The organism is Nocardioides zeae (assembly GCF_010686755.1).
GTDB lineage: Bacteria > Actinomycetota > Actinomycetes > Propionibacteriales > Nocardioidaceae > Nocardioides > Nocardioides zeae.
On the sequence record NZ_JAAGXA010000008.1, the window covers coordinates 200373 to 214703 of the forward strand.

13 protein-coding genes are annotated in these 14331 nt (G+C 74.0%); 10 read left to right on the forward strand and 3 right to left on the reverse strand.

The genetic code is table 11. From position 1 onward, the window contains the following. Positions 1-41 precede the first annotated feature (41 nt). Positions 42-905, reverse strand: a complete 864-nt coding sequence (locus G3T38_RS13150) for an ArgP/LysG family DNA-binding transcriptional regulator (RefSeq protein ID WP_163772755.1) — start codon at positions 903-905, stop codon at positions 42-44. Positions 906-975: 70 nt separating this feature from the next. On the opposite strand from G3T38_RS13150, the gene G3T38_RS13155 reads away from it, so the two are divergent. From G3T38_RS13155 to mnhG, 7 genes are all read left to right on the forward strand, one after another. Continuing rightward, a complete protein-coding gene (locus tag G3T38_RS13155; RefSeq protein WP_163772756.1) occupies positions 976-1599 on the forward strand; it encodes a LysE/ArgO family amino acid transporter in 624 nt (207 codons plus the stop codon). 105 nt (positions 1600-1704) lie between these two features. After that, on the forward strand, positions 1705-4614 hold the full coding sequence (locus G3T38_RS13160) for a Na+/H+ antiporter subunit A (protein WP_206675875.1): 2910 nt from the start codon (positions 1705-1707) through the stop codon (positions 4612-4614). Next, positions 4614-5048 carry a Na(+)/H(+) antiporter subunit C gene (locus G3T38_RS13165; protein ID WP_163772757.1) on the forward strand — a complete coding sequence of 145 codons (435 nt, stop codon included), beginning with the start codon at positions 4614-4616 and terminating at the stop codon, positions 5046-5048. The genes G3T38_RS13160 and G3T38_RS13165 overlap by 1 nt, the downstream gene beginning before the upstream one ends. After that, the gene (locus G3T38_RS13170) at positions 5045-6739 is read left to right on the forward strand and encodes a Na+/H+ antiporter subunit D (protein WP_163772758.1); all 1695 of its coding nucleotides are present in this window, start codon (positions 5045-5047) and stop codon (positions 6737-6739) included. The genes G3T38_RS13165 and G3T38_RS13170 overlap by 4 nt, the downstream gene beginning before the upstream one ends. Next, positions 6736-7308 carry a Na+/H+ antiporter subunit E gene (locus G3T38_RS13175; RefSeq protein ID WP_163772759.1) on the forward strand — a complete coding sequence of 191 codons (573 nt, stop codon included), beginning with the start codon at positions 6736-6738 and terminating at the stop codon, positions 7306-7308. The genes G3T38_RS13170 and G3T38_RS13175 overlap by 4 nt, the downstream gene beginning before the upstream one ends. Further along, the gene (locus G3T38_RS13180; RefSeq protein ID WP_163772760.1) at positions 7305-7670 is read left to right on the forward strand and encodes an MrpF/PhaF family protein; all 366 of its coding nucleotides are present in this window, start codon (positions 7305-7307) and stop codon (positions 7668-7670) included. The genes G3T38_RS13175 and G3T38_RS13180 overlap by 4 nt, the downstream gene beginning before the upstream one ends. After that, positions 7667-8035, forward strand: coding sequence for a monovalent cation/H(+) antiporter subunit G (gene mnhG / locus G3T38_RS13185; RefSeq protein ID WP_163772761.1), 369 nt, complete (start codon positions 7667-7669; stop codon positions 8033-8035). The genes G3T38_RS13180 and mnhG overlap by 4 nt, the downstream gene beginning before the upstream one ends. Positions 8036-8254: 219 nt before the next feature. Here mnhG and G3T38_RS13190 read toward each other — a convergent pair whose 3' ends face one another. Next, on the reverse strand, positions 8255-9661 hold the full coding sequence (locus G3T38_RS13190) for a DEAD/DEAH box helicase (RefSeq protein ID WP_163772762.1): 1407 nt from the start codon (positions 9659-9661) through the stop codon (positions 8255-8257). Between the two features lie 310 nt (positions 9662-9971). Here G3T38_RS13190 and G3T38_RS13195 point away from each other — a divergent pair, with 310 nt between their 5' ends. Then, on the forward strand, positions 9972-10637 hold the full coding sequence (locus G3T38_RS13195; RefSeq protein WP_163772763.1) for a hypothetical protein: 666 nt from the start codon (positions 9972-9974) through the stop codon (positions 10635-10637). 15 nt (positions 10638-10652) lie between these two features. On the opposite strand, the gene G3T38_RS13200 is transcribed toward G3T38_RS13195, so the two are convergent. Beyond that, a complete protein-coding gene (locus G3T38_RS13200) occupies positions 10653-12467 on the reverse strand; it encodes an NHL domain-containing thioredoxin family protein (RefSeq protein WP_163772764.1) in 1815 nt (604 codons plus the stop codon). Between the two features lie 68 nt (positions 12468-12535). Here G3T38_RS13200 and G3T38_RS13205 point away from each other — a divergent pair, with 68 nt between their 5' ends. Together G3T38_RS13205 and G3T38_RS13210 are read left to right on the forward strand one after the other, a co-directional pair. Continuing rightward, positions 12536-13396 (forward strand): maleylpyruvate isomerase family mycothiol-dependent enzyme, encoded by an 861-nt coding sequence (locus G3T38_RS13205; RefSeq protein ID WP_163772765.1) that lies wholly within the window; start codon positions 12536-12538, stop codon positions 13394-13396. After that, entirely contained in the window at positions 13393-14328 is a 936-nt protein-coding gene (locus G3T38_RS13210; protein WP_338037635.1) for an oxidoreductase, read from the forward strand. The genes G3T38_RS13205 and G3T38_RS13210 overlap by 4 nt, the downstream gene beginning before the upstream one ends. The last annotated feature ends 3 nt before the right edge of the window (positions 14329-14331 follow it).

Below are 14331 nucleotides of genomic sequence, written 5' to 3' on the forward strand. Positions count from 1 at the left end.
CGTCTCCTCCCTCCGGAGGAGGCGGGGTCGTGCGGAGGCCCCTACGCCGCGGCGCCGGCGGCCGCCGCGACCGCGTCGGTGAGGCGGTCGAGCAGGTCGGAGGCGACGCGCCAGCGCTGCCAGAAGAGGGGTACGACGACGGGCTCGGCGGGCAGCCGCACGAGCCGCCCGCGCTCGAGGGCGTCGCCCAGCTGGCCGTCGAGGAACATGCCCCAGCCGAGCCCGCGGCGTACCGCCTCGGCCATGTCGGCCGTCGTCGGCACCCGGTGGACGACGTCCGGGGGCGTCGCCCCAGCGGCGGCGACGATCTCGTGCTGGAGGTCGTCGAGCTCGTTGAAGCGCACGAGCGGCAGCCGGGACCAGTCGAGCCGCCCGTCCACGGTGGCCCGCTCGAGCACGGCCGGGGCCACGACGGGGTGGTAGCGGAGGCCGCCGATCGCCCGGACGGAGCAGCCCTGCACCGGGGTCGGGTCGGAGGTGACGGCGGCGAGCACCCGTCCCTGCCGGAGCAGCCGGAGCGTGTGGGCCTGGTCCTCGACGTACACCTCCAGCGCCACGCGGTCCCACCCCGCCGCGGCCTCGAGCACGTCGTGGAACCAGGTGGCGAGCGAGTCGGCGTTGACGGCCACGGCGGCACGCAGCACGGCGGAGCCGCCGCCGAGGCGCCGGTCCGCCTCGGCGGCGAGCAGGGCCGTCTGGCGTCCCAGGGTCACGAGCACCTCGCCCGTCGGCGTCGCGCGGCACGGCACGCTGCGGGACACGACGACCTGGCCGACCTGGGTCTCGAGGGCGCGGATCCGCTGGCTGACGGCGGAGGGCGTCACGTGGAGCGCACGGGCCGCGGCGTCGAAGGTGCCGGTCTCGACGACGGCGACGAGGGCGGCGAGCTGGGCGGGGGCGTACATGAAGCGATGCTAATGCTCCTGCAGATTCTTTCGCTTCCCTTCACGACGGGCGCTGCCTAGCGTCACCGTCATGGACACGACCACGACCGCCGTCGCCGCCGCGACCGGTCTCCTCACCGGGCTCGGCCTCATCGTCGCGATCGGGGCGCAGAACGCGTTCGTGCTGCGCCAGGGCCTCCTGCGACGGCACGTCGGCCCGGTGGTGGCGGTGTGCGCGGCCTCCGACGCCGTGCTCATCGTCGCGGGCGTCGCCGGGATCGGCACGCTGGTGGCCCTGGCGCCGATGGTCGTCGACGTGCTGCGCTGGGGCGGGGTCGTGTTCCTCACGACCTACGGGCTGCTGGCGCTGCGCCGCGCCGTACGCCCCGCGGCCCTCGACCCCGCGGCCGCCGCCGGCCGGGGGCTCGGCCGGACGGTCGCGACCGCTGCCGCGCTCACGTGGCTGAACCCGCACGTCTACCTCGACACGCTGCTCATGCTCGGTTCCGTCGCCCAGCAGGAGGGGCCGGCGCTCCGCTGGTGGTTCGCCGGAGGCGCCGTGCTGGCGAGCCTGCTGTGGTTCACCGGGCTGGGGTACGGCGCGGCCCGCGCCCACCGGCTGCTCGAGCGCCCCGGGACGTGGCGCGTGCTGGAGGCACTGGTGGGCGTCGTCATGCTGGCGATCGCGCTGCGACTGGCGCTGCAGCCCGTCTGAACCGGGCGCGGGAGCGGCTGGACGCGTCGCCTAGAATCGACGAGTCCCGACCTCCGTTCCGCCCTTGCTGACGCCTGCCCGCGACCAGCACCGACCACGAAGGCCGTGCACTTGCTCGCAGTCGCCGTCGCCCACTTCGTCGCCGCCGCGGCCGCCCCTGCCCTCGTCCGCCTCCTCGGTCGTCGCGCGTTCCTCGTGCTGGCGCTCCTCCCGGCGGCGACCACGGTCTGGGCGCTGACCCTCTACGACGACGTCAAGGACGGCGGCACCGTCACCTCCGTCGTCGACTGGGTGCCCTCGATCGGGCTCGAGCTGGCCTTCGCGGTGAGCACGCTGCAGTGGGTGATGCTGCTCATCGTCGCCGGCATCGGCGTGCTGGTGATGACCTACTGCGCCTGGTACTTCAAGGACGGCGACCCCGGCCTCGTCATCTTCACGACGAGCTTCACGGCCTTCGTCGGCGCCATGCTCGGCCTCGTCCTCGCCGACGACCTGCTCGTGCTCTTCGTGTTCTGGGAGCTCACGACGATCTTCTCCTTCCTGCTCATCGGCTTCGAGCCGACGAAGCGCGCGAGCCGCCTGGCCGCGATGGAGGCCCTGATCGTCACGACGCTCGGCGGGCTCGTCATGTTCGTCGGCATGCTGCTGCTCGGCCAGGAGGCCGGCACCTACCGGATCACCGGGATCCTCGCCGACCCGCCGTCGGGCCCGGCGGTGACCGTCGCGGTGCTGCTCATCCTCGTCGGCGCCGTCAGCAAGTCGGCGATCTTCCCCTTCCACTTCTGGCTCCCGGGCGCCATGGCGGCCCCCACCCCGGTCAGCGCCTACCTCCACGCGGCGTCGATGGTGAAGGCCGGCATCTACCTCGTCGCCCTGCTCGCCCCGGCCTTCGCCGGCGTGCCCGGCTGGCACCTGTCGCTGCTCACGCTCGGCACGGTCACCATGCTGATCGGCGGCTGGCGGGCGCTGCGGCAGCGCGACATCAAGCTGCTGCTGGCCTACGGCACGGTCAGCCAGCTCGGCTTCCTCACCGTCGTCTTCGCGATCGGCTCCCGCACCGCCGCCCTCGCCGGCCTGGCGATGCTCGTGGCGCACGCGCTCTTCAAGGCGCCCCTCTTCCTCGTGGTCGGCATCGTCGACAAGCAGACCGGCACGCGCGACCTGCGCGAGCTGTCCGGCGTCGGTCGCGCGATGCCCGCCGTCGCCGCGGCCGGCATCATCGCCGGCGCCTCGATGGCCGGCCTCCCGCCGCTGCTCGGCTTCGTCGGCAAGGAGTCGATCTTCGCGGCCCTCCTCGAGCTGGCGCACGGCGAGACGGCAGGCGTGCCCGGCTGGGCGGGCTGGCTCGTCGTGGCCGGCCTCGTCGCGGGCTCGGCGCTGACGGTCGGCTACACCGTGCGGTTCCTGTGGGGGGCCTTCGCGAGCAAGCCCGGCGTGGAGCCCACCGTCGTCAAGGCGCCCCACCCCGCGTTCACGGTCTCCCCGGTGCTGCTCGCCGCCCTGTGCCTGGGTGCCGGCTTCGCCGGGGCGCCGCTGACGACCGCGTTCGCGCCGTACGCCGACACCCTGGCGCCGGGCTCCCACGAGGAGTACCTGGCGCTCTGGCACGGCTTCGGACTCCCGCTGCTGTTCTCGGTCGTCGCGATCGCGGTCGGCGTCGGGATCTTCCTGGTGCGTGAGCCGCTGTGCCGGTTCCAGGCGCGCACGGCGCTGCCGGTCACGGCCGAGGGCGTCTACCGCTTCGGCATGCGGGCCGTCGACCGCTCGGCGGTCGAGGTGACGGGCTCGTTCCAGCGCGGCTCCGTCGCCAACTACCTGGCGATCATCCTGCTGGTGGTGCTCGCCCTGCCGGGGTACGCCGCGGTGCGCGCCCTCCTCGACGACTCCTCGCGCATCGAGCTGGTCGGCTACGACCGGCTGGCGCAGCCCATCATCGGGCTGGTCATCGTCGCCGCGGCGATCGCGACGGTGCGGTCGCGGCGCCGGCTGCGCGCGGTCATCCTCGCCGGCGTCACGGGCTACGGCTGCGGCCTGCTCTTCCTCGTGCAGGGCGCCCCCGACATCGCCCTCACCCAGGTGCTCGTCGAGACGGTCACCCTCGTGGTCTTCGTGCTGGTGCTGCGGCGCCTGCCGGAGTACTTCACCAACCGCCCCCTGACCCGGCGCCGCTACTGGCGGGTCGCGCTGGCCGCCGTCTTCGGCACCGCTGCCGCGGTCTTCGTGATGATCGCCGCCGCGGCGCGGACGGCCTCGCCCGTCTCGGAGGCCTTCCCGCAGGCGTCGGTCGACTTCGCCTACGGCAAGAACATCGTCAACACCACGCTCGTCGACATGCGCGCCTGGGACACGATGGGCGAGATCTCGGTGCTCGTGGCCGCGGCGACCGGCGTGGCGAGCCTGATCTTCCTCGACACGCGGATGTCGGGGATCCGTCGCGTCGCCGACATCCCCTACCCGAAGGGCGTCGAGAAGCAGCCCACCCGTCCGGGCCGGCGCGTGTGGCTGCCCGGCCCCCGCACCCTCAGCCCCGACCGCCGCTCGATCGTCTTCGAGGTGGTCACCCGCCTCGTGTTCCACGTGATCATGGTGTTCGCGATCTACCTGCTCATCGCCGGCCACAACATGCCGGGCGGCGGGTTCGCCGCGGGCATGGTGACGGGCCTGGCCCTCATGATCCGCTACCTCGCGGGCGGGCGGTACGAGCTCGACGAGGCCGCGCCGATCGACGCCGGCGTGCTCATCGGCACCGGCCTCTTCGTCGCCGCGCTGGCCGGGCTCGCGCCGATGGCCTTCGGCGGCACCGTCCTGCAGTCCTACGACGTGTACGTCGACCTGGGCTTCCTGGGCGAGCCCCACCTCGTCTCCTCGGTGGTCTTCGACATCGGCGTCTACCTCGTCGTCGTCGGCCTCATCCTCGACCTGCTCCGCACGTTCGGGTCACGGCTCGACCGGCAGATCCTGCGGGCCGAGCGCGAGGACGACTCCGTCTCCCGTGCGACCGGAGGGGTGCACTGATGCAGGTCAACCTCACGCTCCTCGTGGTCGTCGCCGCCCTCATGGGCGCCGGCGTCTACCTGCTGCTCGAGCGCAGCCTCACCCGCGTGCTCGTCGGGCTGGTGCTCATCAGCAACGGCGTCAACGTCATGTTCCTCGTCGCGAGCGGTCGGGCCGGCACCTCGCCGATCGTCGGCAGCTCCGACCCCGACGGCATGGCCGACCCGCTCCCGCAGGCCCTCGTGCTCACCGCGATCGTCATCACCCTGGGCACGGTCGCGTTCCTGCTCGCCATGGCCCACCGGTCCTGGCAGCTCAACGGCAACGACGACGTCCAGGACGACGTGGAGGACTCCGCCATCCGCAAGCTCGCCATCGACGACGCGAACTCCGACAGCTACGACCTGAGCACCAAGGGTCAGCACGAGGACGACCCGGTGGAGGAGGGCGCATGACCGCGCTCGTACCGCTCCCCGTCCTCCTCCCCCTCCTGGGAGCCGGCGCGGCGCTCATGCTGTCCAAGCGCCCGCGGGCGCAGCGCGCCATCACCGTCGGCGTGCTCGCGGCCATCGTCGTCATCGCGGCCGTGCTGCTCGTCGCGGCCGACCAGGACGGGCCGCAGGTCGTGTGGCTCGGCCAGTGGAAGCCGATCGGCATCGCGCTCGTCGCGGACCGCCTCGCCGCGCTGATGCTGCTCGTGTCGGCGATCGTGACCCTCGCCGTCCTCCTCTACTCGATCGGTCAGGGCATGACCGGCGACGAGTCGGAGACCCCGGTCTCGATCTACCACCCGACCTTCATGGTGCTGGTCGCCGGCGTCTCCAACGCGTTCCTGGCGGGCGACCTGTTCAACCTGTTCGTCAGCTTCGAGATGCTGCTCTTCTCCAGCTACGTGCTGCTGACGCTGGGCGGCACCGCCGCCCGCATCCGGGCGGGCACGATCTACGTCGTCGTCAACGTGCTGTCGTCGATGCTGTTCCTCGTGGCGCTCGCGGCCGTGTACGCCGCGGTCGGCACCCTCAACCTGGCCCAGATCGCGCAGCGGGTGGACGACCTGCCCGACCACGTCGCGCTGACGCTGCAGCTGTTGCTGCTCGTGACGTTCTGCATCAAGGCCGCGGTCTTCCCGCTCTCGCTGTGGCTGCCCGACAGCTACCCGACCGCACCGGCGCCCGTCACGGCCGTCTTCGCGGGCCTGCTCACGAAGGTCGGCGTCTACGCCATCATCCGGCTGCAGACGCTGATCTTCCCCGGCAGCCCGCTCACCGACCTGCTCCTGTGGGCGGCGCTGCTGACGATGCTCATCGGCATCCTCGGCGCCATCGCGCAGTCGGACATCAAGCGCATGCTGTCCTTCACGCTCGTCAGCCACATCGGCTACATGATCTTCGGCGTCGCCCTCGCCACGAAGACCGGCCTGTCGGGCGCGATCTTCTACGTCGCGCACCACATCACCATCCAGACCGCGCTCTTCCTCGTGCTGGGCCTCATCGAGCGCCGGGCGGGCAGCACCGCGCTCCTCCGGCTGGGCGGCCTCGCCCGGTTCGCGCCGGTCCTGGGCGTGCTGTTCTTCATCCCGGCGATGAACCTCGCCGGGATCCCCCCGCTGTCGGGCTTCCTCGGCAAGGTCGGCCTGCTGCAGGCCGGCCTCGCCGAGGGGTCGTGGCTGGCCCTCGTGCTCGTCGCGGGCGGCACCCTCACCAGCCTCCTCACCCTGTACGCCGTGGCGAAGACCTGGGCGCTCGCCTTCTGGCGCTCGCCCGAGCAGGCGCACGAGATGATGAAGCTGCTCCCCGGCACCGGCGACTCCCACACGGAGGAGGACGCCGCGACGCCCCAGCTCGTGCGGCACCGCGGGCACGTGCACGTCGGCTCCGTCGCCTTCGGGGAGCGCGACCTGGCCGAGGCGAAGCGGGTCGCCGACGCCGACGAGCCCGACCGCGACCTCTACCAGCGGGTCATGGACGGCTCCCTGCCGGAGCGACTGCCCTTCTCGATGGTGGGCCCGGCGGCCGGCCTCGTGCTCGTCAGCATCGTGATCACCTTCGTGGCCGGGCCCTTGTTCGGCTTCACCGACCGGGCCGCGGAGGACCTCATGGAGCGCACGCCGTACTTCTCCTCCGTGCTCGGGGAGGACGCCCCGTGAGCCCGCAGATGAAGACCACCCGGTCCGGGAAGCAGCGGCCCGCCCGCTACCGCTCCGTGCAGTGGCCGATGGTGATGGTGCTGGCGCTGGTCTGGTGGGTGCTGTGGGGCTCGTACTCGGCGTTCTCGCTGCTCGGCGGGGTGGCCGTCGCGGTCATGGTCTCCCTCGTCTTCCCGCTGCCGCCGCTGCGGATGCGGGTGCGGGTGCACCCCTGGGCCCTGCTCGTGCTGCTCGGCCGCTTCCTGTGGGACGTGTTCCGCGCCAGCCTGCAGGTCGCGTGGCTCACCCTCTTCCCGCCGAAGCCGCTGACGAGCGCTCTCGTCGAGGTCAAGCTCGCGACCGACTCCGACTTCGTGCTGACGATCGTCGCCGAGCTCCTCTCGCTCGTGCCCGGCACGGTCGTCGTGGAGGCCCACCGCGGGAGCCACACGCTCTTCCTGCACGCGATCGACGTGACGGACGAGGCGGGCATGGAGCGGGTGCGGCGCGACGCGCTCGAGCAGGAGGCCCGGGTGCACCGCGCCTTCCGGGCCAGCGACGAGCAGGACCTCGAGGAGGCTGTGTCATGACCGTGCTGCTGATCGTCTGCGGGGTGCTGCTGGGGGTGTCCGCGCTCCTGGTGGTCATCCGGATGACCCTCGGACCCACCACCCTCGACCGCGCCATCGCCTTCGACGTGCTGATCGCCATCAGCATCTGCGCGATCGCCGTCGAGGCCGCGATCGACCGCAACTCCGAGACGATGCCGCTGCTCCTCGTCGCGACGTTGCTCGGCTTCGTCGGCTCGGTGAGCGTGGCCCGGTTCTCGCCCGGCAGCGACGACGTCGAGGCCGAGGAGTCCGACGACCCCGTCAACCGCGCCCGCATCGCCAGCCGCCGCGAGCGGAGCCTGCGCGAGCACAGCCTGCGCACCCGGAGGATGAGCCGATGACCCTCACCGACGTGCTCGACGTCGTCGCCGGGGTGCTCCTGCTCGCCGGTGCCGTCCTCTCGCTCATCGCCGCGATCGGGCTGCTGCGCTTCCCCGACCTGCTCACCCGCATGCACTCGGCGACGAAGCCGCAGGTGCTCGGCCTCCTGCTCGTGGTCGTCGGGCTCGCCCTCCGGCTGCGGGACCCCTCGGCCACCGCCATCCTCGTCCTGGTCGCGGTGTTCCAGATGGTGACCGCCCCCGTCGCGTCGCACATGGCGGGCCGCGCGTCGTACCGCGCCGGACAGGTCCGCAAGGACCTCCTCGTCGCCGACGAGCTCAGCGACGCGCTCCCCCGGCTGGAGGAGAACCGCGGGGCTCCGTGAGCTGCCGGGCCTGGGTGACCGGGCCCGGGCCTGGGCCCCGGGAAAGAAAACGCGGACCGGAGGCGGGCCGCGCTCGGCGTGTCGCGGCCCTGAGTCCGCGTTTTCTTTCTCGCGTCCGCGTTTTCTTCGTGCCCGCATGCGCGTCCCCCCACGACGGACGCACCACGGCCCGGCACCCACGAGGGTGCCGGGCCGTGCTCGTGCTGTCGCGCGCCGGGGTCAGCGGCCGGTGCGCTCCGGGCGCTGCTCGCGGGTCCAGCGGCTGTCGCTGCGGCCACCGCGGCTGTCGCTGCGCGGCGCGCGGGTGTCGCTGCGGCCCCGCTCGCCGTAGGACCGGGTGTCGCTGCGACCGCGGTAGCCGCCCGTGCGCGGGGCGCCGCCGCGCGGTCCGCCGCTGCGCTGGCCGCCCTGGCGGGTCGCCGGCGCGGACGTGCCCGACGCGGCGAGGGCCTCGGCGGTCATGGGGCGGGGCGCCGTGCGGATGTCGTGGTGGAGCACCTCGACGGCGGCACCGCGCTGGAGACGCACGAGCGCGTCGAGGAACTTCGGCGTCGTGATGGTGACGACGGCGCCGTCCGTGCCGGCGCGGGCGGTGCGGCCCGAGCGGTGCAGGTAGGCCTTGGGGTCGGACGCCGCGTCGAAGTGCACGACGAGCTTGACGCCGTCGACGTGGATGCCGCGGGCGGCCACGTCGGTGGCGACGACGACCTGCGCTGCACCGGAGGAGAAGCGGGCCAGGTTGCGCTCGCGCGCCCGCTGCGACAGGTCGCCGTGGAGGTCGACCGCGGTGACGCCGCGCTGCTCGAGCGCCTCGGCGAGCTCGATGGCGCCCTCGCGGGTGCGCGTGAAGACGATGGTGCGGCCGTTGGCCTCCACGAGCTGCACCGCGGCGTCGACCTTCTCGCGGAAGCCGCCGACGACGAGGGTGTGGTGGGTCATCGTCGTGACCGCGCCCGCGTTGGGGTCGAGCTCGTGGACCTTCGGGGCCGTGAGGTGGCGGCGCACCAGCTTGTCGACGTCGCCGTCGAGCGTGGCGCTGAGGAGCATCCGCTGGCTGCCGGCGGGCGTCCGACCGACGAGCTCGTCGACGGCCGGGTAGAAGCCCAGGTCGCAGAGGTGGTCCGCCTCGTCGAGCACCGTCACCGCGATGTCGTCGAACGAGCAGTGGCCGCGCTCGACCAGGTCGCTGAGGCGGCCCGGCGTGGCGACGACGATGTCGGCGCGCTGGCGCAGCTGGCGGGTCTGGCGCTCGTAGGGCACACCGCCGTACACCGTCGTCAGCTTGAGGCCGACGCCCGCCGCGAGGGGCTGCAGCGACCGCGCCACCTGGGTGGCGAGCTCGCGCGTCGGCACGACGATGACGGCGCGGGGGTGGTTCGGGCGGCTGCGCCCACCGGCGAGGCGCTCGAGCACGGGGATGCCGAACGCGAGCGTCTTGCCGGAACCCGTCTGGGCGCGACCGAGCACGTCGGCGCCGGCGAGCGCGTCGGGGATGACGGCGGCCTGCACCGGCGTCGGCGCGGTGATGCCCTGGGTGGCGAGCGCGGCGACGATGTCACCGCGCAGCGAGTCGAAGACGGTGGTCCCCGGGGTGGCCTCGGGAGCGGGAGTGGTGTTCTGGGACATGCGGGTTCTACTTCCTCGCGCGGACGCGCGAATGACAGGCATGCGTCTGCGCCCGGAACCACGGGTGCGGGTCCGGGGGCCTGACGAGACGCGATCTCGATGGACCCGATCGCTGGTCTCTGCGCCGCGGGAGAGCCGCACGCACCACACCGGGCACAAGGAAGAGTGACCTCGATCGACGCTGCCGATCGGAGGAGCCACTGGCCGTCGCCCAGGGTACGGCGCCGCGCCACCCCGCCCGCAATCCCGGCGCCTGTCGGTTGGGTCACCCGGCGTGGCACCGCAGGGGGGAGGTGGCACCCTTGGCCGGGTGAGCGAGGACCTCGACCCCCGACCGACCCTCATGCGCCGCCGCTGGTGGGTGACCTTCACGGTCCTGCTCGCGGGCCTGGTCGTCGTCGTGTGGTGGGTGCGGCAACCCGACGGCGAGCCGCTCGAGGAGCAGGCCGGTGACGGTGACGCGTCCACGGAGGGCGGGGCGGCGGACGGCTCGCTCGTCACGCCCGACACCTTCGACGCGGTCGGCGGTGGTGCGTGGACCCGCGACGTGTCGCCGGAGGCCGAGGCCCGCCTGGACGAGGCGTTCGGCGTGTTCGACGACCGCCCCGCCGGAGCCGAGGGCACGCCTGCCGGCGCGGTCTACGCCGTCGACGGCAGCACCGACCCGGCGGCCCAGCTGGTCGTCGCGATCTTCGTGAGCGACGAGATCGCCGCCGTGGACGCCCCCGAGCTCGCCGCGCAGACCGTCTCCTTCAACCTCGGCCAGGAGGTCGCCTCCTCCGAGGTCGACGGCGGCGGCGGGGTCGCGTGCGGCTACGTGCCCGTCGTGCTGGACGACGAGAGCCGCGCGGAGCAGTGGTTCTGCGCCGCCGCCTACGGCGACGCGGTCGCCAACCTCCTCCTCCCGCTCTCGGTGGAGGGCGAGGAGGACGCGACGGCGCAGGCCACCGCCTTCCTCACCGCCGCCCGCGCCTGACCCTCGGGCTCCCCGTCACGACTCGCCCCCGAGCGGGAGGCGCAGCTCCGCCGACGCGCCGGCGCTCACCCGCACGGGGACGCCCCAGTCCTGCTGGTGGAGGTGGCACGCCGCACCCACGGGGACCTCGCCGTCGGTGTCCGCGTCGCACGACGCCGCCCGGGCCGCGACGTGGAGCACGCCCTCCCCGACCGCCGGGTCGAGCTCGAGCTCGCGGGTCAGCGGGACCGCCCGCCCGTCACCGCTGCGGAGGAGGCTCGGCGGCGTGGCGGTGACGAGCAGCTGCGTCGCCGGCCCGAACCGCTCGTCGACCTTCTGCCCTGGCGGCGGCGTGAACGGCACCACCAGCTCGAGCCGCGCGGCGACCTCGGTGACCGGCCGCTGCGTGCGGTGGGCGAACCCCTCCGTCGTGACGGCCGTCCCGAGCGCGACCGTGGTCAGCCGGTGCGCCGTCGACTCGACGACGACGAGGGCGTCGCCGGCGACGTACGCCGCGCTCGGCTCCGCGAGACCGGTGGCCAGCGTCGTCAGCTCGCCGCTCGGGCCGGCCGCGGGGTCGAAGCGCCGCACGGCCCCGTTGTAGGTGTCGCACACCGCGACCGAGCCGTCCGGCAGGGCGGTGACCCCGAGCGGGTGCTGCAGCAGGGCGGCCCCCTCGCCGGACCCGCCCGGGCCGTCGCGGAACCCGAAGTCGAACAGCCCGGTGCCGACGGCCGTGCGCACCACCAGCCCGTCCTGCTCGTCCGCCTCGACCCAGCGCAGCGAGGAGGTCTCGGAGTCGGCGAGCCAGAGCCGCGCGCCGTCGTGGGAGACCGCCAGCCCGGAGGTCTGGGCGAACCACGCCTCGGGCAGCGGACCGTCGAGGAGGCCCTCGTTGGTCGTGCCCGCGGCGACCTCGACGACGCCCGTGCGGGGGTCGAGGGTCCACAGCTGGTGGATCCCGGCCATCGCCACCCACACGCGGTCGCGCCACCAGACCACGTCCCACGGCGACGAGAGCCGTTCGGTGCCGTCGCCCTGCATCCACTGCCCCCCGTCGCCGGCGAGGGTCGTGACCGTGCCGTCGGCGAGGCGCAGCCCGGCGAGGCGGTGACCGACCGTGTCGGCGACGACCGCGTCGTACCCCACCGCCGCCGCCACCTCGCCCGGCAGCAGGCAGACCCCGTTGGGCTCGCGGAAGCCGCCGAAGCGACGCAGGACCGGGCCCTCCGGCGCGGCCAGCTCGACGACCTCGTCGTGGCCCGCGTCGGCGACCAGGACCCGGCCGTCGGGCAACCGGACCGCCGACGCCGGGAACCGCAGGTCGCCGGGGGTGACGGGCGGCGCGACGTACGGCGAGTCGCCCGGCTGCAGCGTGCCCCGCTCCCGGTGCTCGGCCACGAGCCGGTCGAGCAGCCGGTCGATGGCGTGGGCGTGGCCCTCGCCCGCGTAGTGCGCCACCACGTAGCCCTCCGGGTCGACGAGCACGAGCGTCGGCCACGCACGCGCCGTGTAGGCCTGCCACGTCACCAGCTCCGGGTCGTCGAGCACCGGGTGGTGCACCCCGTAGCGCTCCACCGCCGCCACGAGCGCGTCGGGGTCGGCCTCGTGCACGAACTTCGGGCTGTGCACGCCGACGACCGTCAGGTGCTCCGCGTGCCGCTCCTCGACGGGCCGCAGCTCGTCGAGGACGTGGAGGCAGTTGACGCAGCAGAACGTCCAGAAGTCGAGGAGCACGAACCGGCCGCGCAGCTCGGCGGTGGTGAGCGCGCGGCCACCCGTGTTGAGCCATCCGCGCCCCCGCAGCTCGGGAGCGCGGACGCGGGGCACGAGGCCGTGGTCGGTCGTCATGGGGACGACGGTAGAGGGCCGCACCGACACCCTGGGCCGGGCGCGCACCCGCCACTACCCTGGCGGACATGTCCACCCCTCCCCCCAGCGCCGCCGAGGTCCCCTCCGACACCGACCCGGCGGCCCGCCTGGCGTCCTACGTCGACGTCTGGTGGGCGGCCGTCGAGGACTTCCTCGCCGTCGCGACGCCGCTCACCCCCGAGGAGTGGCAGCGCCCGACCGACCTGCCGGGCTGGACGGCCCACGACGTGCTCGCGCACCTCGTCCACCTCGAGTCGCTCACCGTCGGCGGTGCGCACCCCGAGGTCGAGATCGGCGAGGTGGCCCACGTGCGCAACGACATGGGCCGCTTCACCGAGCAGGGCGTGGCCGCGCTGCGCGAGGCGGACCCGGCCGCGCTCGTGGAGGAGCTGCGGAGCACGACGCGGGGGCGGTACGACGAGCTCCAGGCCCACCCGCCGACCGACCCCTCCGTGACGGCGCCCGGTCCGTTCGGGCTCCTGGGCTGGGACACCGAGACGTTCCTCGGCAACCGTCCCTTCGACGTGTGGATGCACGAGCAGGACCTGCGACGCGCCGTCGGCCGACCCGGGGGCCTCGACGGCCTCCCCGCGGCGTACTGCACGCAGCGCCTGCTGCGCTCCGTCCCCTTCGTGGTGGGCAAGCGGGTGAAGCCGGCGCCCGGCACGTCGGTCGTCGTCGAGGTCGGCGCCCTGCCGCCCGTGGGCGTCCTCGTCGGCGAGGACGGTCGCGGACGCCCCGTGCCCGTCGAGGAGCTCGGCACCCCGACGGCGGCGCTGCGCACCGACCTCGAGGCGTTCTGCCTGGCGTCGGGCGGTCGTGGCGAGCCCGACCTCGCACGCTGGGAGCTGACCGGCGACGAGGAGCTCGCCCGCCGCGTGATCGCGAACCTGGCGGTGACGCCGTGAAGCACGAGCCCCGCACGTGGTCCCTCGCCGAGATGCCCGACCTAGCGGGTCGCACCGCCGTCGTCACCGGCCCGACCAGCGGGCTCGGCACCGCGACGGCGCGTGAGCTGGCCCGGGCCGGCGCCCGCGTGGTGCTCGCCGGGCGCAGCCCCGACAAGCTCGACGCCACCACGGCCGAGATCACGGCCGCCGTTCCCGGCGCCGACCTCGACCGCCTGGTCGTCGACCTCGCGTCCCTCGGCTCGGTGCGCACCGCGGCGGCCGAGGCGGCCCGGCTGGGCCCGATCGACCTCCTCGTCAACAACGCGGGCGTCATGGCCACCCGGGCTCGGCGCACCGACGACGGCCTCGACCTCCAGATGGCGACGAACCACTTCGGCCACTTCCTGCTGACCGGGCTGCTCTGGCCGCAGCTCGTCGCCGACGGCGGCGGACGGGTCGTCTCCGTGTCGTCCTTCATGCACACGCGGGCGCGGCACGCGCCGCTCGGCGACCCGCGCACCCCGCCCCGCCGCTACTCGCGCTGGGGCGTCTACGCGCAGACCAAGCTCGCCAACCTGCTCTTCACCTACGAGCTGCAGCGCCGCGCCGAGGCCGCCGGCGCGCCGGTGCGGGCGCTGGCGGCGCACCCGGGGTACGCCGCGACCCACCTCCTGTCCTACGGCCAGACCGGCCGCGGCACGGGCGGGCTCGCCTCGATCCTCAACGCGGTGGCGTCGGCGACGGCCCAGTCCGCCGACGACGGCGCCCTGCCGACGCTGATGGCCGCCACCGCCGACCTCCGGGGTGGCACCTACTGCGGACCCAGCGGGTTCAGCCAGCTCCGCGGGCTGCCACGCCCGGTGGGGTCGACGAAGCTCGCGCGGGACCCCGAGGCCCAGCGTCGGCTGTGGGAGATCAGCGAGGAGACGGTCGGGCTCGGCTGGCCCTGAGCC

Coding starts and splice junctions, on each gene's coding strand:
- G3T38_RS13205 (WP_163772765.1), top strand. CDS start 12,536: ATGTCCACCCCTCCCCCCAGCGCCGCCGAGGTCCCCTCCGACACCGAC.
- G3T38_RS13190 (WP_163772762.1), bottom strand. CDS start 9,661: ATGTCCCAGAACACCACTCCCGCTCCCGAGGCCACCCCGGGGACCACC.
- mnhG (WP_163772761.1), top strand. CDS start 7,667: ATGACCCTCACCGACGTGCTCGACGTCGTCGCCGGGGTGCTCCTGCTC.
- G3T38_RS13155 (WP_163772756.1), top strand. CDS start 976: ATGGACACGACCACGACCGCCGTCGCCGCCGCGACCGGTCTCCTCACC.
- G3T38_RS13170 (WP_163772758.1), top strand. CDS start 5,045: ATGACCGCGCTCGTACCGCTCCCCGTCCTCCTCCCCCTCCTGGGAGCC.
- G3T38_RS13180 (WP_163772760.1), top strand. CDS start 7,305: ATGACCGTGCTGCTGATCGTCTGCGGGGTGCTGCTGGGGGTGTCCGCG.
- G3T38_RS13165 (WP_163772757.1), top strand. CDS start 4,614: ATGCAGGTCAACCTCACGCTCCTCGTGGTCGTCGCCGCCCTCATGGGC.
- G3T38_RS13200 (WP_163772764.1), bottom strand. CDS start 12,467: ATGACGACCGACCACGGCCTCGTGCCCCGCGTCCGCGCTCCCGAGCTG.
- G3T38_RS13150 (WP_163772755.1), bottom strand. CDS start 905: ATGTACGCCCCCGCCCAGCTCGCCGCCCTCGTCGCCGTCGTCGAGACC.